Here is a 20,562-nt window from a genome sequence, read left to right as displayed (position 1 = left end):
GAGGTGTAGCTGTCGGGACGGTCGTCGTAGGACTTGAACCACTGATGGTCATGCTGACTGATACCGGGCCCTGACCCGGAGCGACCTGCGCAACATATGCCGTCATGAGGGCCCCATTGCTGGAACCGGTGGACGGCGCAGCTCTGTGCCGGCGTTCTTGCTCTTCCGACGCTCCCGCTCGGCAAAGCCGCCGGACACGGCAATCAAAGCGATGGCGATCAGCGCCCAGGGGAACAGGTCCTTGGTGATGGCCGGAGGAATTAGGTGGTTGCTCGGGGTGGCCTTCACGAGGACCACGAGCTGCTCCATGATGGTCAAGTCGCCGTTGTTGACGCCCGCAGCCTCGGCACCTATGCCGGCGAGCGTCGTCGACTTGACGCCCCGGGGCGTGCGGATCGTTACAGGCACACGCAGTTCCTGGTACGGCCGAAGTTGGACGGTGCTTTGCCTAAGGCTGGTTGCTGCTCCAAGCCCGGTTGTCGGCTTAGTGAATTGGTAAGAACCGTTGGCGTAGTTGGTCCCGAGTACGTACAGGTGAATCGTGATCGGCTTAGCAGTCCGGTTGTACACGATCACCGCGTCATGGACGGTGGAGCCGTCGGCGGGATGGGAGAGTGAAGTCCTCTGCCCACTGCCGTTCGGCGCAGCGGTGATTCCCCAGGTCGTGGTCTGGACCGCATGCGCCGGCGCGCTCATCGTGAGCGCGCCGGCAGCTGCGATTACTGCCACAACGAGGATTCGGATCCTCGTCTTCATGTGCCTACTGGTCGAGCAGCGTGACGGTCATCACGCCCTTGTAGGTGCCGGCAGGTATCCCCGAGGTGTTCACCGACAGTGTCGGGCTCGAGGTGTAGGAACCTGACTGCACGAGTGAGTTCGCAAGGGTGGTCACGTTGCTGATCGAAGCGGTCAGGGTGTTCTCGATGGTCGTGAGGTTGTTGGTGATACCAAGGACACCGAGATCACTCACAAGACTGGGTACGCCCTGCAAAGCCGTCGACACCTGAGCCGAAGTCAGGTAACCGTCGTTGATGAGGGTGGTGAGACTCGGAGCAGCGCCGGTTACCCCCGTGATGAGGCTCTTCACATCGGCGAGCACGCCGGCGGGATCCGCCGCCCAGTCCATGATCTGGACTGGTGTCGCACCTGCGGCCGCCAAGTCACACGTTGGATGGACATCCGGGCTCGCGAAGCTGCCGCCGATCGTGTTGCTCGCCAGGTTGAGTGGGAGCTTGTTCAGGACGCCGTTCAGCGTCGAGCCGAACAGGTTGGTCACGTTGCTGCCGGTCAGCTGCGACTGTGTCAGCGGGGTTGAAGGGAGCAGCCCGTTCACGGTGGCGGGCGGCGACAAGGTGCCGAAGTTGACAGTGTTCAGCCCCAGAAGCGGAATGACGGAGCTGTCGAGGATCCCGGAGAGCTGGAAGACCGGCGTCAGGTTTGCGCTCACCCCGCCGAGAGTGAAGAGACTCGCCGGGGAGGACAGGCTGATCGCCGAGGACGGCACCATCGACGAGCAGGTGTAACCACCGTTGGCGGGGTTGCTGGCGGACCACTGGTACAGGTTGGACATGGTCGCCTGCACGTTGAAGCCCTTGTTCGAATAGGTGCTGTCGGTGACCTGGGCGAGGAAGTTGCTGGCGCCAGAGGACAGGTCGGAACTTGTCAGAGGCGTTGTGCCATCCGGCTGATAGAGGTTCAACGTTCTGGTACCGGAACTGGTGGTCAACTGGACGTTGACGGAGGCCATGGCCGGTGCGATTGCGGCTGCTGCAACGGCCGCCACGCTTGCCCCGAGAATGGCCAACTTGGCCGTGCGTCTCATTTTGGTCTATTACCCCCTGCGATCATTTTCCGATTAGGTGTGTAAATGTGCTGCAAACGGAGAGACCGGGTAAATGGCCTCTTATGACGGTTCGCGGAGGTCCTGACCACCCCAACAGGAGTTATTCCGGTCTAGTCCCTTCGCTGAGTTCCCGATATGACCGAATCTTCGGCCTTCGGGTTTTTCCCAGTCAGTGATATCGGCGCCCCCTCACCGCAGGAATAGGGGGGTATAAGGGACATTCGGAGATTCTTCAAGGCCCACCTAAACTCCGCCCATGCCGGTCAACCTCTCCACTCGCCGAGCCCTGGCGGACCTAGTCCGGACAACCGGATACGAAAGACGCGAAGAGCCGTTCCAACTGAGCTCTGGCGGGTGGAGCCGTGACTACGTCGACGGAAAGTTCGCAGTCGCGTCCGGCGCCGCGCTACGAGAGGTGAGCGACGCGGCCGTGGAAGCGATCGGTGAGCCCTTCGACGCGGTCGGCGGTCCGACGATGGGAGCCGACGCGCTAGCTCACGGAATCGCAATAGTCAGCGGAGCGTCGTGGTTCTCCGTTCGCAAGGAACCAAAAGGCCACGGCAGGCGGGCGTGGGTCGAGGGGGCTCGCCTCGATCAGGGTGATCGGGTCCTTATCGTGGAAGACGTCGTCTCCACCGGCGCATCCCTGCTGAAAGCCGTTGAGAAGGTCGCCGAACTCGGCGCCGAGATAGTCGCAGCGACGGCGCTGCTCGACCGAAGCCCTCAGGTCTCGGAGCGCTTCGCCGCAGCGGGCATCAAGTGGGCGCCGCTCCTCACGTGGGAAGACCTGGGCATCGAGCCCCTCTAACAACCATCGGGCGAATCAGCCGTGACAGAACAGTTCCTCGGCGAGCACGACCTGGACCCGGATCCGATTTGCCAGTTCGACGCGTGGTATCGAGAGACCGTTGCCGCCGGGGAGCCGGAACCAGACGCTATGGCCGTCGCGACCGTGGGCGACGGGATACCGGCGGTCCGGTTCGTCCTGCTCAAGGGTTTCAGCGGTCGCGGCTTCGTGTTCTACACGAACTGGAACAGCCGCAAGGCCAAAGAGATCGCAACGAACCCGAACGTCGGCCTGGCCTTTCGTTGGAGAGTCCTCGAGCGGCAGGTCCGTGTCATCGGAACCGCGTCGATGGTGTCAGCGGACGAATCAGACGCATACTTCGCTACACGCCCACGCGCGGCACAACTCGGCGCCTGGGCGTCTGAGCAGAGCGAACCGATCGCTAGTCGCGCCGACCTTGACGAGCACCTCGACGTGGTCACCGCCCGCTTCGCCGGCCGTGACGTTCCACGCCCGCCCTGGTGGGGTGGGTACGTAGTCGCGCCGTACGAGATGGAGTTCTGGGTCAGCCACCGGGATCGCCTGCACGATCGCTTCCAATACAGGCTCAGTGCGGGCGTTTGGAATATCCGCCGTCTGAACCCGTGACTTCTGCCGTGCGTTCTCTTGTGCGGCACGGCCTTGGCCGTGGCTACGGTGTCTCTCGTCATGCGCCCTACCTCAGCTGAGGATGCGTCTGAGCGCCAACAGGCCGTGAGCAGACTGCTCGCGGATCCGCCGCTCGTTCATTACATGTCGCAGCGAGATGCTGACGCGGGGACGCTCACAGGGGTGTGGTCGACCGACGAGAGCTGTTACCGGTTCCTTGCGGATCTGTGTAAGCCGGGTTACAGGACCCTCGAAACGGGAGCCGGCATCTCTACAGTCCTATTTGCGGCGTGGCGGACACTGCACACGTGTGTGGCTCCTGGACAAGAGGAGATCGATGCGATTGTCGCCTTTTGCCACGATCAGGCCATTCCGACAGACACGGTCACGTTCGTGGCGGAACCTTCCGACCGGGGCCTTCCCGATCTGCCTGGCGACGGGTCGGACTTCGATGTCGTGTTGATCGACGGCTGCCACGGTTTTCCAGCACCGATAATCGATTGGTACTACGGAGCGGGTCGGCTTCGCGTCGGAGGGGTTGTTCTCATCGACGACCTGCACCTCCCGGCCGTTGACGTTCTAGACCGTTTCCTCGCACTCGACCCGCGGTGGAAGGAGCTATCGCGAGACGCAAAGTGGGTGGCGTACGAACGTCAGAGCGAAGGATCGGTTTGCGAAGAGTGGTTCATGCAGCCGTTTTATACGCAACCGGGCGCGCGGCAAATCGTAAAGGAACGCGCTGCCGCTCTGGTCCGCGCCCGGTCGGAGCGGTTGAGGCGGCGATTATCCCGGGGTTAGCCCAGGTGGGTCGCCTGAACCCGTGTACGCCTGAGTGCGCCACAATGGTTGCCATGCAGGATTCCCCCAATCCGCTCGAAGTCGACCTGGAGACGTTCGCCAAGGCTTACGCCGGCGGCGCGACCGTTCTCGATGTGCGCAATCCGGACGAATACGAGGAGGCCCACGTTCCCGGGGCTGTGCTCATCCCCCTCGGCGAGTTGTCCGAGCGCCAGGACGACATTCCCGAAGCGGACCCTCTCTATGTCATATGTGCCGTCGGCGGCAGAAGCCTCGCGGCCACCAAGGCCCTCGTTGACGCGGGCTATAACGCCGTGTCGGTCGCGGGAGGCACCAAAGGGTGGATCGAGCAGGGCGGCGACTTCGTCACCGGCAGCACGCCGACCTGAACGGCGCGGAGGTTCACCTGTCCGTGCCGGACTTCAGGCGCTCGCCGAACGCCTCCTCGACCGCGGCCAGGCCCCGGTCCAGGCCGGCGAGCCCGTGGATCCCTGCCAACGGGTCGATCAGATAGCGGCGAACGCCGGCCACGTGGGTCGGCGCGGCGGATCGCAACAGCTCCAGGCCGGCAGTGGTGAGCACGGCCAGCGACCCTCGCCCGTCGTCCGGGCAGGACTTCCTCTCGACCCAGCCCGCCCTGACCAACCCATCCACCCGCCGGGTGAGCCCCGACCGCGACAACAACAACCTCTCCGCCAGCTCCGACATCCTCAACGACCCGCCCTCCGCCTCGGACAGGTGGACCAGCACGTCGTAGTCGCCGAGGGTCAGGCCGTGCGTTTCCTGCAGCTCCCGATCAAGCCTCTCCCGCAGCCGGCACTCGGCGGCAAGGAGCCTTCTCCACAGCCCCTGCTCGTAGTCGCTGAGCCAAGCAGGAACCGCGGTTTCCTCCGGCGAAGCACTCTGCACAACAGTCACTGGGACACCCTCCGGCGACGCTGGGGAAGCAGCCTCAGCACTCACCCGCCACACCCTACTGCCGACCCGACGAAAGCTGATTGTGACCGCAAGCAACGCCAAGATATCCCTTCACGGACAGCCCCTGGTCAGGTACTATGTGAATCCCTTGGCGAACCTAAGAAGGCCCCCTGCCAGCCTTAGCGGGTATCGCCGAATTGTTCTGCCCGGGTAGATCGAGAGACGAGGACGATTGCCCAACAACCACGCCGCTCAGCCCGAGGAGGACCTGGTCCGCCTCTATCTGAACGACATCGGGAAGCACGCACTTCTCACCAAGGATGACGAAGCGCGCTTGGCCCAGGCCATCGAGGCCGGGCGTGAGGCGAGAGCCGAGATGGCGTCAGGTAAGACCGTCACTCCCGCGCGCAAGCGGGAGCTGCGCCGCCAGATCCGCGAAGGCGACGACGCCGCCGAGACGTTCGTAAAGGCGAACCTCCGGCTGGTCGTGTCTATCGCCAAGAAGTATCAGGCTGCCGAACTGCCCCTGCTGGACCTGGTCCAGGAAGGCAACCTCGGTCTGATGCATGCGGTCGAGAAGTTCGACTGGCGCAAGGGCTTCAAGTTCTCCACCTACGCCACATGGTGGATCCGTCAGGCGATCACCAGAGGCATCGCCAACACCGGCCGCACCGTGCGTCTCCCGGTCCACGCCGGCGACCTGCTCACCCGGGTCACTAAGGCGAGGGGCCGGCTGGAAGGCCAGCTCGGGCGCCGGCCGACGGTCGCCGAGCTTGCGGCCGACCTTGAGCTCGAAGAGGAGAAGGTCACCGAGATCCTGCGTCACGCCGCCGAGCCGCTCTCGTTGTCCGAGCCCCTTCGCGAGGACGGCGACGCCGAGCTGGGCGACGTCGTCGAGGACCGCTCGGCGGTCTCCCCCTTCGACGCGGCTGCGGCAGCCCTCCTGTCGGGCGAAGTGAACAAGATGCTGATAGCCCTCGACGAGCGCGAGCGGGAGATACTCCGCCTTCGCTTCGGTCTGGACAGGGGCGAGCCCCGCACCCTGGACGAGGTCGGCGAGCACTTCAGCCTCACCCGGGAGAGGATCCGCCAGATCGAGGCGCGGGCGATGTCCAAGCTGCGCCACCCCTCCACCGACCGCGGCGCACGCGAGCTCCTAACCGGCTAACCCTTCACGGGTGGCCGTGGGATACCCCACGCACATACGCGAGACGACCTTCGCCGGCCCCGCAACGACCAGGAATTCGGTGTTGCGCGCTCTGCCGGCGATGCCGACCTTTTTCCCCTGAGGGTCGAATACCCCGATCTGCGATCCGATGTAGCGACGCGAGTCGAACGCCAGAATCTCGACCGCCCCACATCCCGACGCCATGTCGGCAAGGTCCTCGACGGGGATCCACCCCTCGTCGCTCCCGGAGATCAACACGACCTCAGCCTTGAGCCCCGACACAAGCGCGGCCATCGCAGCCGGCGCCTCGCGCCGCCGGTTGAAAACGCTCACCCCCTCCTCGCCTCTCAACCCCACCCGCTTGCACGCCACCCCGTAATGGTCGGGATTGTCCCAGGCCATCAGTGTCTCCCACACGTGGTAGTTGCCCGAGTAGCGGTGCTGGTTGTATGGAGGGTCGAGGTAGGCGAGGTCGACCTCGGGAAGCTGTGAAGAGACGTCGACGGCGTCTCCCTGAAGCGCCCGTCCCTCGCCGGCAATCAGCTCCGGCACCCTCAGCTCGAGGGGCTGGTACGAGCGGGGGGCCCACTGCTTGAGGTAGGCCATCTGGACTCCGGTCGTCGAGTCGACCCGGTCGGCGGCCAGCAGAAGGCTGGTCAGTAGCAGCGGCCGAAACGGATGCCCACACCACTCGAGCTCGATCGCGTCGCGTATTGCGTCGATGCGTCGGGCGTTGTCCTCCTGGAAGAACCTGGCCTGGCGGCTGAACGTCTCGGTGACGTAGCCGTCGCTTCCGGGCAGGCGCTGCAGATGAAAAATTGCCTCGTTGAGCGATTGGACATCGATCTCGCGGGCGTCGGTTGCGATGAAGCACTCGGCGAGGACAGCCGAGTAGCGGGCGACGTCGACAGCGGTCACGTGAGCGCCGCGTCTCTTCCACTCCTGAGCAACCCGAGTGGTGCCGGTGAACATGTCGAGTGCGGTGCGCGCGCCGGCCCGGACGAGCAGCTCGCCGAGGACGGGAACCAGGCGGCGTTTGGATCCGATGTATTTGATCACCGGCTCAGACGAGCCTCCTGCCGAGCGAGCGGGGGAGGCGGTTCAGGACCGCGGTGTCGATCAGCTTGAGCCTCTTGCTGCTGACCAGGACGATCGCGTAGCTGCCCGACTCCCCGGGAGGGGCGAGCTCCACCTGCCCGGGGGTGAACCTGCCGTGGAAGGCGACCGAGCAGACGGTCGTGTCGTTGTCGCCGGCGAGTTCATCGAGCTGATGCTGCTCGGCGGGCGGCAGGTGGGACCTGACCTTGTCGGCGGGAATTCGGTGAACGCCGATCAGCGTCGCGTGCGTGTCGTGGATGGCCTTCCGGGCTGTTGGTATCGCCCGGTAGCAGGCGCTGACCGACCCGTTGGACAGGCCGGGAGTCGGAGTCGAGCTACAGGCGGCAGCGGTGGGGCCCAGGAGCAGGCCGGCGACGATGGCGGCCGCCAGTTTCGCGTGAATACGCACGACGCCCGCGTGCCCCCGGCTCATGTCGCAGCCAACCGTTCGGGTTCTGGGACCACGGTGCTGCGGTCATGGTTCCGCCCGGCAATCAGCAACGCCAGCCACGATGCCCATCCCACAGGCAGAAGCAGCCAGAAGGAGATCAGCCGGTAGAGGAGCACGGCCGCCACGGTAGAGGCCTGACCCCCTCCGAAGGTGACCAATGCGACCGTGATGCTGCCTTCGACCACCCCGAGACCGCCCGGGGTGATCGGCAGGATGGCCGCGAGTTGGCCGGCGCCGTACGCGAGGAGCAGCCCACGCCAGGGGACGCCGGCGCCCACTGCCATGAACGCGAGTACAAGGCAAGCGCAGTCGGCGATCCAGTTGCCGAATCCCATGACCATCGCCCTGGCCCAGTTGCGCCGGCTTGGAGTGATCGCGCTCATCCGGTCGACCCATCCGTGCACGACGTCCCCGGCCGAGCGACTGGGTGAAGGGTGCCGGAGCACTCGCTGGCTCAACGCCACAACGCGGGTGATGTGGCTCAGCAACCACACCCTTTCCGCCCAGAGGATGACGATCAGGCCGGCGAAGATCGCGATTCCGAGAATCGCCTCCACGAGGTCGTATGCGTTGCCCGCGGTCAAGGCCATCGTCAAGCCGACCAAGGAGATCACCGACAGGCTGACAAAAGTGACCGCATTGAAGGCGACCAAGGTCCAGCCCGCGAGCACCTCGTCCGCGCCGAAGCGACGGTACTGCCTGTAGTTGTACGCCGAGTAGAAGACCAGGCCGCCCGGGAGCGAGTTCGCGATCGCGTTCCCTGCCAGGGCAATGCCCGTCATCGGAGCCATGGGGACCCGAACCCCGCCGGAGCGAAGGAGTCGGCGTTGCAGAGAGGCGAGCGCGAGGTAGGAGACCGCTTCGGCGCCGACTGCAACCGCGACCCACCACCAGCGGAGGTGACGGAGGTAGGTGGTGGCGCCGGAGAGCTCGTCGGTTTTGCCGCTCACGATCCACGCCGCGAAGCCAACAGCGGCCAGCCCGAGAAGGTACCGGGCCACTCGCCAGACCTGATACCACCGGCCGGCTGAGGGCGCGACGATCGGCGGATCGGGTGGGGTGGTCACGTTCTTCGCATATTCGCGCTGTAAACACTGAAGATACGCGCGCCGTCTGTGAGCCCTGTGGCACCCTACGGTGATGCACGAGCGGACCGTGGCGGCGACGGGGGCCCTTCCGCCTCCTCCACCCGGGTCGTTCCCTCCGGAGAAGAAAAGACACTGGTGGTCTCCGGCCCCGGCTCCCGAACTGGCGCCGATCACCGCAAAGCGGGCGTACCTGGAGGTCCTGTTCACGTTCTCGGCGTTCTTCCTCACCGGAGTGATCGCCGCCGGTCTCCTGCTGGCCAACCGCTACAAGGACGTCCTTTCCAACGCGAGCTGGGCGCTCTACGTGCCCCAAGCGATCGAAGTGCTGATGCAGTCGGCGGTTGCTGTTGTCCTGGTGTTGCTGCTGTCTTCTCGCCGCGGTGTTTCGCCTGCCACGTTGGGTTTGCGCTGGCAGCGCAAACCCGACGGTCGGTTCGCGGCCGGTGCGACCACCCGAATCTTCGCCTGGGCGATCTTCGCCCAGATCGTCGGAGGGATCGTCAACGCAGTCCTGCAGACGGGGCACTTGCCGACGACAAAGCCGTCGGCGCCAGAGCTGCTGTTCGGAGTCGCCGATTCGGTGCAGGCAGGCATAGTCGAGGAGCTCGTGGTCCTGGCGTTCCTCGTCGTCACTTTGCGCCAGGCTCGCCGCCCACTTTGGGAGATCGTCGTGGTCGCTCTGGTGCTGCGCGGGTCGTATCACATCTATTACGGGCCCGGCGTTGTCGGGATCGTGGTGTGGGCGGCGATCTTCCTTTGGATATACCTTCGCACCCAGGCGTTGATCCCGTTGATCGTTACGCATGCCGCGTGGGACACGGTCGGTTTTCTGTCTCAGCGGTGGGCGGCGGTCGCCGGCGTCGCTCTGCTGATCACCGTCGCGATATGGATCGCCGCCCCGATCACCTGGGCTGTCGAGCGGGGCGACCGGGATCGTGCGGCTCGCGTCGGTTGGTCGCCGGGGGGGAGTGCGGGCGGGGGAGGCTATTGGCCTCCCTCAAGCGAGTGGGCGTCGTCCAGCGAGTGGCCGTCCTCTGGCCCGCGGCCGTCCTCGTCATGGGTTTCACCGGGGTGGTACCCGGACCCCTCAGGTATCCATTACTGGCGATGGTGGGACGGCTACGCCTGGACCGATCACGTCTCTGGTCCGTAGGTGTCCTATCAAAGCTCACGGCCGACTATGACACGGTGTCTCTCGCGTTCGAGCGCCGGCCCCCGTCGCTCCACCGAGATCTGAGCGGCAACTCTAGAGCGTTCGATACCGAGGCCTTCTGCCCGCCCGAGAACGAATACCGGTCCTTCCATACGAGACGCCAACCGGGGAGTGGCCGCGTACGCGTGCCCGATCGTCCCAAGCTGATCGCGTTTCATCTCGGTAGCGCGGTCGGTCCAGCTGATCATTGCGCTTCGCCGCTTTGGGTCGACTTCGACGATCGTGCCGACCGTGCCGGCCGGCAGCCCAGCGCCGGCGCCGCGGATGGCAACGACTCGATCACCGGTCTGAAAGGCACGGCCGCGGGACTGGATCGACGGACCGTCGAGGCGGCCGGTGTCGAGGAGGTGTCGCCGGGCGGCGTCGTTCAGCGCCAGGGTTTCGGGCACCCCGAGCCCAACCATCGTGGGATTCTCCGTGCGGGCAACTCCGAACGACTGAGCCCAGTGGTCGAGCAGCTTGCCGGCGGCGACACCAGTCAATGCACCGGCAAGCGGCACGTCTGGGAGAGCGCGCCACTCAGGCGCCGGTCCCGGATCGAGTCGAGTGAGGGCGGTAGTCGTTTGGCTGTAACCGAGTGAGCCGTCAACGCGAGTTCGCGGAAGGGTTCCTCCTTCAACGAAGACGACCTTGGCTTCCGGTGCGGCTGACAGCAGAGCCATGAGCTCCCCAGGCGGCCGCCGGTCGGCCTGGTCGACGATCAGTACGTCCGGACGCACCGAAGGGTGAAAGGCCTCGATGCCCGAAAGCGCGGCCCATCTCGCGCTTTCGGCCGCGCTACGGGCCGCGACTCCGACGGTCGTTCCGTGGGATTCCCACACTGACGCGCATGCTGCTCCGATAGCCGCGTCGGCAACGAAGTTCGAGCGCCCGGGACCCGCGGCGAGCAGGACAACTCCTTCGTTACCAACGAGGGATCGGACTGTCTCGCGCGAACGCGACGACAGCGTTGGGTCAAGCTGGGCAGCCGTTTCCAAATCTCCGGCGGCAACTCCCTGAGCTCGTCGCTCCGCACGCCGTTCGATCAGCGCGGCTAGTCGGCGATCAGCGTCCACGGCTCGTGTAGTGGTCCGCCGGTCAGCTCCCACATCCGAGCCGATCGGGCTCGATGCGTTGAAGAATGCGTCCGCCCACGAAGTGGCGGCCTCTGCGTCGAAGCCAGCTTGCGACGCAGCGGCGAGAGCCGCGATGACATCGCGCTTGGTGAAGGTCGAACCCCTGGTGAGCAGTCGCGCGCTCACTCGAGCTTCAAGGGACGCGGCGCCTGGCGTAACGGACGAGCGAGGGCCCATCGACTCGTGGGCGGCGCGAGACGCATGGGAGGAACCCCACCCGGCATGGAGCACCGCTGCCCCCCACGCTCTGGGCGGTCCGTTGCGACCGGCCCAACCTGCTCCGCCCCTTGATTCGTGGCTGCGGGTGCTAGCGGCGCGAACTGCCGCGCGGGGCACTACTGCCAAGTCCGGCAACCCGTTTGAACGGATCCGCCAGTCGAGTTGCAATCCGGTTCGGTCGAGATGGTATCGAAGTCCCAGGTGGTACACGGCCGCCAGTTCCTCCCTGTGCAGCCAAGTTCCAAGGGCAGCCCAGCCGGCAGCTGTGGGCGCGAGGTTTGCGACCAGCACGTGGGTGTGCAGGTGGGGCTCACCGCCGGCGTTGTGCAGGTGGTCGAAGGCAGCTCCGACGATTTCCTTGCCGGACTCCCGTTCCAAGTGCTCGACAGCCCCTCTTACCGCGCATCGATGGGCGAACCCGATAGACGGCTCGAGATCCGAAGCGGTTCCAGAAGATGTCGCGGACACAAGAGACAAGGACTTGGGAGCCGCGAACACCAGGTCCCATCCCGCTCGCCGGCGAGGCGACTTGACCCGAGGCAGGTAGACGCCCCGCGACGGATCGCAGCCTCGCAGGACGGCTGTCATTGCCGCCGCCTCGATTCCGCCGTGCAGGCCGAGACGGTCCGAACCTCGGCCCAGCCATTCGCCGGGCCCTTGCTTCAGGTAGTAGCCGGCGACCCGGTCGCCAACGGGCTTCAGAACCAACATATGAAACACACTAGCGAAGCATTAAAAACTATGAAATACTCCTCCCAACCCAACCACGGAGGTGCCGGATGCAAATGCTCCTATCGCTGCCGAGCGACGGTCCCACCGTCCAACCCGATTCGGCCCAGCTTCCGGGGTCGCACGTTCTTCAGTCGCTCGCCAACGGAATCGACGGATGGGCGCTGATGGCCGCCCTGCTCGGCCTGATTGTCGGAGCAGTGATCTGGGCGTTCGGCCACTACTCGCACAACTACCAGCAGGCGGTCAACGGACGTCGCGGCGTGATGGTCTCCGCCCTCGCCGCCGTCCTGATAGGCGGTGCACCGCAGATCATCACCTTCTTCGTGGATAAAGGCGCCAGGCTCTGATGATCCAGGTTTCGCCGGACGGAGGGTTTCCCTGCCTGCCGATCGTCGGGTTGTCCGGCTGCACGGTCAGCCCGCTCGGCAGCGACCTGGCGGGGTCCACTGCCGGTGCCATCGCAGACGGGCTGATGGGTGCCTTCATCTCATACCTTTCTGCCGCGGACACGTGGCTCATCGGTCACGTGGCTGGCCTGTTCGGCGTAACCCCGAACGTCGGGGCAGATTGGTTCCGTACCGCCTATCGAGCGACAGCAAAGGCCTTCGAGGCGGTAGTCACGCCCATCTTGCTGGTGGCGACGATCGGTTCGATCGTCCGCCAGGACTTGAGACGTTTGGGCCGGGTCTGGGCCGTTGGGCTTCCGGTGGCGGTTCTGGCGGCCGCTGCAGCCACGGTTCTCACCGATCTTGCGATCAGAGCGACGGACTCGCTGACCTCGACGGTGGTCGGCACTCATCTCAACGTCCACGGGGCACTTCAGAACCTGGCGAGCGATGCGTTCGCCACCGGCTCGCCGGCGCTGGTAACGATCGGCATCGGCCTGTTGGCGCTCGCCGGGGCGGTCCTCGTCTGGCTGGAACTCGTGCTCAGGTCTGCGGCGATCTATGTCGCCGTCTTCTTCATGCCACTTTGCCTGGTGACATACATATGGCCGGCCACGGCCGCGATAGCCAAGCGATCGGTACAGATTCTGATCGCGCTCGTCCTATCGAAGTTCGTCATCTTTGCAACGCTCTGGCTGGGAATGTCGACGGTGGCGGGCGATCGGTCGATCGACGGAGCACTGGAAGGCGCGGGCATTCTGCTCATCGCTTCCTTCGCACCGTTCGTTCTGCTCAGGTTCGTCCCGATTGCCGATGTAGACGTCATCGCCCACCTCGAGGGGGTAGCGCGGCGGCCGTTTCGCGCGGCGACCCGGGCGGCATCGGCGGTCGCCGCGCCTACCAATCCACTGGTGATGCGGCTGCTCGCTGCGCGGACGACCAGCGAGAGTGCTCGGCCTCAGACGTCTCCGGTGACTGCTCAACCCTTGGCGGTTCGGGCACCCGATTACCGAATACCAGCGGGAGGAAGCGATGGATGAACGCGTAGCCCGGTACTCGTTCGACCCGCTCGAGCGACGAGGACTGCTGCTAGGCCTGCAACCGGTTCAGATCGGCATCGCATCCGGCGGATTGCTTGTCGCATGGGTCACTGCCCGGGTTCTTCGATCGCTTGCAGGACCACCGCTCGCGTTCCTCGCCTTCGTTGCATCATCTGGCGCTGCTTTCTGGTCTAAGGACGGCCAATCAGCGGCTTCATGGTTGAGGTGGGGCCTTACGTGGCTGGTCCGCAACATGAACGGCCCGGTGCTGTCACCAGAACCGACTGACGGGTTGCGCACGCCTCGCCAGTCGACACCGCGAGGTTCGTGCGGTCGCGCCTTCGCCGGCCCGACAGGGATCGATCTTGTCGAGCTGACCGCCGAAGCTGGTCAGCCACCGGTCGGCGTTTTGCTCGACAGGAGCGCGGGCAGCTGGGCTGCCGTCGTCCCGGTCAGGGGTGGTTCCTTCTCGTTGCTCGATCCCGAGGAGCAGGCCCGCAGCCTGGAGTCCTGGCGCGTCGTTTTGAATTCGATCGGCAGGCCGGGGACGCCAGTGCGCCGGCTTCAGTGGGTAGAACGGACGTCGCCGGCGGGAGCGGCTCCGTTGATAGAAAGGGCCGAGGCTCTTTCGTGCGCGCGCGGCGAGGTTGACGGATACCTCGAAGTCGTGAGAACCGCCGCAACCTCGTGGCAAACGCGCGAGGTATGGCTTGTGCTGGCAGTCCCGGGACCCGCCTGGGCAGGAGGCCCTAGCGGGCGGCGTGCCAGCGAGACCGTCCGCAGGGAACTCCGCCTATTGGAAGGGCAACTCCGCAACGCCGGCATGTGGACAGCAGGCCCGCTCGATGCGGTCGCGCTGGCCACGGTCCTCGAAGCCGCGCACACCAATCGTCCAGCGACATCTCGGCGCTCCAAGCTGACTCGTCCTTTCAGCCCGATGGCCGAAGCGGAAGGCTGGTCGTTCGTTCAAGCGGATCACGCCTGCCATGCCACCTACTGGATTGCCGAATGGCCTCGAATCCAAGTGGGCCCAGACTTCATGGGTCCTTTGCTCATGGGAGGGGAACGGCGGGCGACTTCACTGATAATGGCTCCGGTCCCGGCGGTACGGGCCGCACGCGAAGCGCGATCCGCGCGCACTGCCGATGTCGCGGAGGAACACATTCGGACCAACGCGGGATTCACGCCGAGCGCACGGAGGGATAAAGAGGCGGAGGGACCGGTCCGCCGCGAGGAAGAGCTTGCCCGCGGGCACGTGGAGTACCGATTCTCCGGGTACATAACTGTGAGCGCGCCGGACCGCGAAGGTCTCGGTCTCGCTTGCGCCGAGACGGAGCATGCTGCTCAGGCGGCCCACCTCGAGATTCGCAGGCTGTACGGGCGCCAGCGGGAGGCGTTCACATGGACGCTTCCATTGGCGCGCGGTCTGCGCTGAAGGCCGATGATCACCAGAGCCAGGGCGCCGGAGCCCCCGGCCCACCGGGCGACCACAGCGAATCTGCAGGCTGTCTATCCCTTCATCAGTGACATCGGCCTGGGTGAGCAAGGCCCCTTCATCGGAAGGGATCTGCTGGGCGGCGGGCCGTTTTGCTTCGATCCGTGGGTTCTGTACGGGGCCGAGGTTCTCACCAACCCGAACTTGATCGTCCTCGGTCAGGTCGGCCGCGGGAAGTCGACCTTCGTCAAGACATTCGTCTGGCGGCAGATGATTTTTGGCCGACAAGCCTGGATCCTCGATCCGAAGGGAGAGTACGGCCCGCTCGCGGCGGCGGTGGGTGTGGAGCCGGTTGTCTTGCGTCCGGGCGGCCAGGTGCGCCTCAACCCTCTCGACCTTGGAGCGCCGGCCTCACCATCGCGGGATGACTTGCTAATGGTCACCCGCCGTCAGGCCGACCTGGTCTGCTCACTTGGCGAATCGACGCTCGGTCGGGTATTGACGCCGGCCGAGCGCACCGCTGTCGAGCTCGCGGTTCGTTCGGCGTCGACGACATCTCGCAAGCCGACACTCAGCGACGTTGTTCGGCTGTTGCTGGATCCCCGGGAGGAAGCCGCGGCCGCCGTGTATACGGACCGGGTTTCGCTTGCCGAGGACGGAAGGCTGGTCGCGCTCGAGTTGAGGCGTCTGGTCGAAGGTGATCTCGCGGGCATGTTCGACGGTCCTACCTCGTCCCACGTCGACCTTTCGGGTCGATTGGTGGTGCTTGATCTTTCGAGCGTGTACATGTCCCCGGCATTGGCACTCCTGATGAGCTGCGCCACCGGGTGGATGCAATCCGCGCTGTCTAGGCGGGATCGTGTGAAGAGGCTGGTCGTGATCGACGAGGCCTGGGCGATTCTGCATGATCTGGCCGCTGCTCGCTGGCTGCGGTCGGTGTTCAAGCTCTCCCGCTCCTTTGGGGTTTCAACCCTGGCCGTCGTGCACAGACTGTCCGACTTGAAGGCTGCCGGAGCCCAGGGGTCGGTTCAGCAAAGGCTCGCACAAGGGTTGCTCGCCGACTCGGAGACCAGGGTCGCTTTCGGGCAACCGGCTTCCGAAGCGGACTTGACTTCGGAGCTTCTGTCGTTGTCACGTACAGAACGCGACGTCATTGTCCACCTGCCCCGCGGGATCGCGTTGTGGAGGGTCGGCGGGCGATCCTTCCTTGTTGAGCATGTCGTCGGCGGAATCGAAGCTCCTTTCGTCGACACCGACTTCGCCATGCGCGACACGGGTATGACGGTAGACGCCGGAACGCCGCAATCTTGAGGGGACCACCGCCCCGCGAGTTCCGCAGCGATCCAGTTGCGTCATTGCTGTTTGCCGGCGTGGCCATCGTTGGGGCTGTTGCGTTGCTGAACTGGCTGTCCGCGCAGGCTGCCTGGATAGCCGTTACCGGGCACTCGTTACCGCGGCCAATCACTGATTCCCTCCGCGCCCTCGCCGCGCTTTGGCGACACGCCCGGGAACCCGCAAGAGCGTGGACACTGTCAACCACGACGACAACTGACCGGGGTCCCGGGGCGCTCGTCTATTACCTATTTGCGGCCATCGTCATGCTCGGGTCCGTCTTCGCGACCCTCTCGGCGCGCATCTTCGTCCGGCGGATCGCCAACCTGAACGGCGTTATGTCTGCAGCCCGCAAGGACGGAGCGCGGTGGGCGACACGCACCGATACTCGCGTGCTGAGAACCCGGTCACGGCGTGGCCGGCCCCGACTAGCACTGGGTCGTCTCGGGGGTCTGTACTTGAAGCCGCTCGTGGCTACCGAAGCGCGCCACTCCGTCCTCGTCCTCGGTCCTACGCAATCAGGAAAGACCTCGGGGCTCGCTATCCCGGCTCTCCTGGAATGGGACGGCCCAGCGGTGGCGACGTCTGTCAAGGACGACCTCGCTCGGCACACGACACCTTGGCGTTCGACTCAGGGCCCGGTGTGGATCTTCGATCCGACGGGTGGATCGGGGTTGGCACCGCTGGCCAGTTGGTCACCGCTCGCGCTCTGTCGGGACTGGACCGGGGCCCAGCGCACCGCCTCCTGGATGGTAGATGCGACCCCGGCTCGCGCCGGCATGGCAGACGCGGCGTTCTGGTACGCGGCCGCTTCGAAGCAACTCGCTCCCTTACTTCTGGCGGCCAACTCGGGGGGATGGAGCATGGCAGAAGTGGTCCGCTGGACCAACACGTCCGAGTTCAATGAGCCGGGACAAGCGCTCCAAATCGCCGGCGAGGACGACGCGGCGTTGGCGTTGTCGGCGTGCGAACGACGGGACGAGCGGATCCGCAGTTCGGTGGCGACCACGCTGGAGACCGTTCTCGCCCCCTTCGAGGATCCGACAGTCGCCGCCTGGACGTCCTCGACCGACTTCGACCTCGACGACCTCATCAATGCGCGAGGGAGTCTGTACCTGTGCGGCCCGAGCCACGAGCAGGCGCGGGTCCAGGGCGTCTTTGCCGCGCTGGTCTCGTCGGTGATCGCCGTTGCCGTGGACCGGGTCGCCCGAACGGGCCGCCCCCTAGATCCGCCGCTGCTAGTGGTGCTCGACGAGGCGGCGAACATCGCGCCGGTACGCGATCTCGACACTCTCGCATCGACCTGTGCCGGACTCGGCGTTCAGTTGGTGACCGTTTGCCAGGACCTCGGGCAGCTGTCGAGCCGTTACGGGAACGAGAGGGCGCGGACGATCGTCAACAACCACCGGGCCAAGCTGCTGCTCTCCGGCGTCTCCGATCTCCCGACTCTCGATCTGCTGTCCGGCCTTGCGGGGGAGCAGGCGATTCGTGAGGAGAGCTACACCCTCGACCAAACCGACGGGCGGCGTACACGCTCGTCGGCGGTGGCGTTTCGGCGGTTGCTTCCATCCGACCGCCTACGCCGAGTACCGCCGGGGGAAGCCATCCTCATATACGGACATCTGGCACCCGTCCGGCTCCGGCTCCGTCCCTGGTTCGCTGACCCCATGCTGCGACGGCGCGCACTGCCAGCGGCCCACGTCGGACCCGACGTCAGATCTGGCCCAGCCTGAATGCAATCAACGACGCCGCGTCGCCCGCCAACTCGGCGAGCAAAGTAAGCCTGACGGCCACCCCATCGGCGGCGAGCAGCCGCTGACGATCGAAAGGCCCGACGGGTATCGCAGCGCAAAGCTGCCACATGGCCTCGAGAGGATCGGGCGTCAGCGGCGGCAACACCGGGACGTCCGCCAGCTCTCCGGCGAGCGCAAGCGCCCGGCGCACTTCGCGTTCGGCGACGTCGAGTGCGTCGGTCCATATTGGGTCCCACGTCTCGTCCGGCTGTTCCTCGACGTCCGCCATCGGATATGGGTCGTCTGGTAGCCAGCTAACCACGGAGAACCTTCGGGTTCCCCCGATGACCACAAGGAACCGGCCGTCGGCGGTGCGGTCGACATCGAGAAAACGGGCGACCGTCCCGAACATCGATCGCTGCTCCCCTCCGCCCACCTCGTTCCCACGTTCGATCAGCACGACGCCGATCTCGGGTTCGACTCCGTCTTCCACGTTCCGCGGCGATCCGCTCGCTTCGTCCCAAAGAAGGTCGTTCATCAAAGCCCGGTACCGCTGCTCGAAGATGTGCAACGGCAGGATGCCGTGCGGGACGAGCACCGTTCCGAGCGGGAACACCGGAATCCGACGGGGCACCCGGCGAGAGTAGGCGCGACGCCGTTTGGTGGCGGCGTCGCCCGATCAGACCACCAGCTCGGCGAGGCGTGGCTGCTCGGATCGCGAGGCGTCTCCGGTCATCGCATCCGAAGCCGCCCGCATCCGTTCGACCGCTTCAGCCATAACCGTCGGATCGGCGGTGAAGGGGATCCGGATGTGATCCTCGAACGAACCATCGGTGCTGAACAAACTCCCCGGTACCAACTCCACGCCGTTTCGAAGAGCCAGCTGGCAGAACGGCAATGCCTCGAAGGGAAGCTGCACCCACAGGGACGGGCCACCCGCCGGTGGGTTCCATCTCCATCGCGGGAGATGCGATCGCAAGAGCATTTCCGTGTTCTCGAGACGGCCGGCGAGCAGCTTGCTCGTATCGGGCTGCAACTCGTCCAGCCGGCTGACCAGACGGGCCGCGACAGCCTGGTCGAGCACTCCGCTTCCGAGGTCGCTTGCAACTTTCCGGCGAGCGAGCCGATCGATCCATGGATGCGGCGCCCTGATCCAACCGACCCGCAGTCCGGCCCACAACGCCTTGCTGAGCGACCCGACGGTTATGACAGGGCCCCTCTCCGCTCCGGGGTATGACGCGATCGGGGGAGGAACCTCGCGCGAGTCGTAACGCAAACGAGCCAGCGCCTGGTCCTCGATCACCGGGACTCTGAGCCTGCCGGCGATCTCCGCCAGGCGCCTGCGCCGATGTTCGCCCATCAACGAGCCGGTTGGGTTCTGGAAGGTCGGGATCACGAACGCGGCGGCGATCACCGACGCGCTGAGCATCCGCTCCAACCCGTCGAGGACTATCCCATCCTCATCGGTCGGCAACGAAACCAAACGTCCACCCGCAGACGCGAACGCGTCCGCGCACCCCGGATACGTCGGATTCTCGACGAGCACAAGATCCCCGGGGCGGACGAACAGCGACGCACACAACCCAATCGCCTGGTGCGCGCCGGTCGTCACGAGGATCTCGTCGGGGGTGGTTGTCAGCCCCTCGGAACTCATCATGTCGGCGAGCTCCTCTCGGAGCTTCGGAAGCCCCCACGGGAAATAGCCGCTGCTGCAAAGCAACTCGCTGAGGTCCTCGTCCGAAAACGAGCGCACCGCTTCAGCCACGACAGGCAACCCCGGGACCTCGGCGCACGCGAAAGAGATCGGCGGTCCGCTCTCGACTCCGCGAGCCAGCAGCGGCCGGAAGATAGGTGCTCCCAGAGTCGGTTGCTCGTCGGGCAGCGTCACCAGTTGCTGTCGTGCCAACACGGTCGTGCCGCTGCCGTGCCTGCTCTCGACCATTCCCGTCGTGCGCAGTGACTCGTACGCGGTCACGACCGTCGTGCGGCTCACGGCGAGATCCCGTGCGAAGGACCGCTCGCTCGGGAGCCGGGTTCCCGGCGCCAGGATCCCTTCTTCGATAAGCGCGACAAGACGCGTGGATAGCTTTTCGTGGAGCGCCCCTCGGCCCGAAGACCAGTCCCCGAGGTCAGATACAAGCTTGCTCACCTGATCAGTCCACTTCTTATCGATTGGATATTGGACTGCACTGTCATTGTGTCCAATCATGCCAGCATGGGTCGAAAGGTAGCAAGTGGACTGATAATTGGACTGCTTCGGAAGGGTCCGGCTCGCGCCCGAGCGACCGCTCGCGGGTGGTGCTTCGACATCGACCGCAACCGGGTCGCTGACACCCACTGGGCGTCTCTGTCTGACCTGGGCCGCCTGGCAGCAGACCAACGGGCGCTCACCGACAGCACGTTGCAGCACCGCGTCCTCGCCATAGAAATGCGACCGTCGTGCATCCCTACCTGAACGAACTTGCCGCGGCCGAAAGGCGTAACGATCTTCTGCGTGCCGCCGAACGCAGCCGGCTGATGTCCGAACGCCGGAGCCGCAGGCGACGGAGGATCGCTGA

At 65.4% G+C, this 20,562-nt stretch carries 21 protein-coding genes; 12 read left to right on the top strand and 9 right to left on the bottom strand.

Features of this window, described 5'->3' with window-relative positions; all coding sequences use genetic code 11:
• Nucleotides 1-102: 102 nt before the first annotated feature.
• Nucleotides 103-756 (bottom strand): hypothetical protein, encoded by a 654-nt coding sequence (locus VFZ97_17635; GenBank protein HEX6395259.1) that lies wholly within the window; start codon nt 754-756, stop codon nt 103-105.
• A 4-nt stretch (nt 757-760) separates the two neighbouring features.
• On the bottom strand, nt 761-1,822 hold the full coding sequence (locus VFZ97_17630) for a hypothetical protein (protein ID HEX6395258.1): 1,062 nt from the start codon (nt 1,820-1,822) through the stop codon (nt 761-763).
• 277 nt (nt 1,823-2,099) lie between these two features.
• On the opposite strand from VFZ97_17630, the gene VFZ97_17625 reads away from it, so the two are divergent.
• From VFZ97_17625 to VFZ97_17610, 4 genes are all read left to right on the top strand, one after another.
• Nucleotides 2,100-2,651: an orotate phosphoribosyltransferase gene (locus VFZ97_17625; GenBank protein HEX6395257.1), complete on the top strand. Its 552-nt coding sequence runs from the start codon at nt 2,100-2,102 to the stop codon at nt 2,649-2,651.
• A gap of 21 nt (nt 2,652-2,672) precedes the next feature.
• Nucleotides 2,673-3,278: a pyridoxamine 5'-phosphate oxidase gene (gene pdxH / locus VFZ97_17620; protein HEX6395256.1), complete on the top strand. Its 606-nt coding sequence runs from the start codon at nt 2,673-2,675 to the stop codon at nt 3,276-3,278.
• 105 nt (nt 3,279-3,383) lie between these two features.
• Complete coding sequence (locus VFZ97_17615; GenBank protein ID HEX6395255.1) at nt 3,384-4,076, top strand: class I SAM-dependent methyltransferase; 693 nt, start codon at nt 3,384-3,386, stop codon at nt 4,074-4,076.
• 53 nt (nt 4,077-4,129) lie between these two features.
• Nucleotides 4,130-4,465, top strand: a complete 336-nt coding sequence (locus tag VFZ97_17610) for a rhodanese-like domain-containing protein (GenBank protein HEX6395254.1) — start codon at nt 4,130-4,132, stop codon at nt 4,463-4,465.
• A gap of 13 nt (nt 4,466-4,478) precedes the next feature.
• On the opposite strand, the gene VFZ97_17605 is transcribed toward VFZ97_17610, so the two are convergent.
• Nucleotides 4,479-4,994, bottom strand: a complete 516-nt coding sequence (locus VFZ97_17605; protein HEX6395253.1) for a MarR family transcriptional regulator — start codon at nt 4,992-4,994, stop codon at nt 4,479-4,481.
• Between the two features lie 232 nt (nt 4,995-5,226).
• On the opposite strand from VFZ97_17605, the gene VFZ97_17600 reads away from it, so the two are divergent.
• The gene (locus VFZ97_17600) at nt 5,227-6,162 is read left to right on the top strand and encodes a sigma-70 family RNA polymerase sigma factor (protein HEX6395252.1); all 936 of its coding nucleotides are present in this window, start codon (nt 5,227-5,229) and stop codon (nt 6,160-6,162) included.
• On the opposite strand, the gene VFZ97_17595 is transcribed toward VFZ97_17600, so the two are convergent.
• Genes VFZ97_17595 through VFZ97_17585 form a run of 3 tightly spaced genes read right to left on the bottom strand, consistent with a single transcriptional unit; the run spans nt 6,151 to nt 8,778 of the window.
• Nucleotides 6,151-7,221 (bottom strand): DNA adenine methylase, encoded by a 1,071-nt coding sequence (locus VFZ97_17595; GenBank protein ID HEX6395251.1) that lies wholly within the window; start codon nt 7,219-7,221, stop codon nt 6,151-6,153. The genes VFZ97_17600 and VFZ97_17595 overlap by 12 nt on opposite strands.
• Nucleotides 7,222-7,225: 4 nt before the next feature.
• On the bottom strand, nt 7,226-7,693 hold the full coding sequence (locus tag VFZ97_17590) for a hypothetical protein (GenBank protein HEX6395250.1): 468 nt from the start codon (nt 7,691-7,693) through the stop codon (nt 7,226-7,228).
• On the bottom strand, nt 7,690-8,778 hold the full coding sequence (locus tag VFZ97_17585) for a YbhN family protein (protein HEX6395249.1): 1,089 nt from the start codon (nt 8,776-8,778) through the stop codon (nt 7,690-7,692). The genes VFZ97_17590 and VFZ97_17585 overlap by 4 nt, the downstream gene beginning before the upstream one ends.
• 73 nt (nt 8,779-8,851) lie before the next feature.
• On the opposite strand from VFZ97_17585, the gene VFZ97_17580 reads away from it, so the two are divergent.
• On the top strand, nt 8,852-9,952 hold the full coding sequence (locus VFZ97_17580; GenBank protein ID HEX6395248.1) for a CPBP family glutamic-type intramembrane protease: 1,101 nt from the start codon (nt 8,852-8,854) through the stop codon (nt 9,950-9,952).
• Between the two features lie 8 nt (nt 9,953-9,960).
• On the opposite strand, the gene mobF is transcribed toward VFZ97_17580, so the two are convergent.
• The gene (gene mobF / locus VFZ97_17575) at nt 9,961-12,057 is read right to left on the bottom strand and encodes a MobF family relaxase (protein ID HEX6395247.1); all 2,097 of its coding nucleotides are present in this window, start codon (nt 12,055-12,057) and stop codon (nt 9,961-9,963) included.
• Between the two features lie 68 nt (nt 12,058-12,125).
• Between mobF and VFZ97_17570 the strand changes: the two genes are divergently transcribed.
• From VFZ97_17570 to VFZ97_17550, 5 genes are read left to right on the top strand one after another with little or no spacing between them, the layout of a single operon-like run.
• A complete protein-coding gene (locus VFZ97_17570) occupies nt 12,126-12,425 on the top strand; it encodes a DUF6112 family protein (protein HEX6395246.1) in 300 nt (99 codons plus the stop codon).
• Nucleotides 12,425-13,504: a hypothetical protein gene (locus VFZ97_17565; protein HEX6395245.1), complete on the top strand. Its 1,080-nt coding sequence runs from the start codon at nt 12,425-12,427 to the stop codon at nt 13,502-13,504. The genes VFZ97_17570 and VFZ97_17565 overlap by 1 nt, the downstream gene beginning before the upstream one ends.
• Nucleotides 13,497-14,939 (top strand): SCO6880 family protein, encoded by a 1,443-nt coding sequence (locus VFZ97_17560; protein ID HEX6395244.1) that lies wholly within the window; start codon nt 13,497-13,499, stop codon nt 14,937-14,939. Before VFZ97_17565 ends, VFZ97_17560 begins: the two co-directional genes overlap by 8 nt.
• A 6-nt stretch (nt 14,940-14,945) precedes the next feature.
• Entirely contained in the window at nt 14,946-16,250 is a 1,305-nt protein-coding gene (locus VFZ97_17555; protein HEX6395243.1) for a hypothetical protein, read from the top strand.
• A 59-nt stretch (nt 16,251-16,309) separates the two neighbouring features.
• Nucleotides 16,310-18,004: a type IV secretory system conjugative DNA transfer family protein gene (locus VFZ97_17550; protein ID HEX6395242.1), complete on the top strand. Its 1,695-nt coding sequence runs from the start codon at nt 16,310-16,312 to the stop codon at nt 18,002-18,004.
• On the opposite strand, the gene VFZ97_17545 is transcribed toward VFZ97_17550, so the two are convergent.
• Both VFZ97_17545 and VFZ97_17540 read right to left on the bottom strand, forming a co-directional pair.
• Nucleotides 17,985-18,638, bottom strand: coding sequence for an LON peptidase substrate-binding domain-containing protein (locus VFZ97_17545; GenBank protein HEX6395241.1), 654 nt, complete (start codon nt 18,636-18,638; stop codon nt 17,985-17,987). The genes VFZ97_17550 and VFZ97_17545 overlap by 20 nt on opposite strands.
• 45 nt (nt 18,639-18,683) lie before the next feature.
• Nucleotides 18,684-20,153 (bottom strand): PLP-dependent aminotransferase family protein, encoded by a 1,470-nt coding sequence (locus VFZ97_17540; GenBank protein ID HEX6395240.1) that lies wholly within the window; start codon nt 20,151-20,153, stop codon nt 18,684-18,686.
• A gap of 66 nt (nt 20,154-20,219) precedes the next feature.
• On the opposite strand from VFZ97_17540, the gene VFZ97_17535 reads away from it, so the two are divergent.
• On the top strand, nt 20,220-20,459 hold the full coding sequence (locus VFZ97_17535) for a hypothetical protein (GenBank protein HEX6395239.1): 240 nt from the start codon (nt 20,220-20,222) through the stop codon (nt 20,457-20,459).
• Nucleotides 20,460-20,562 lie beyond the last annotated feature (103 nt).

The sequence above is a fragment of the Acidimicrobiales bacterium genome (assembly GCA_036378675.1).
Taxonomy (GTDB): Bacteria; Actinomycetota; Acidimicrobiia; order Acidimicrobiales; family Palsa-688; genus DASUWA01.
The sequence above is the reverse complement of the archived record's forward strand: the minus strand, read 5'-3'. Positions and strand labels throughout refer to the sequence as shown.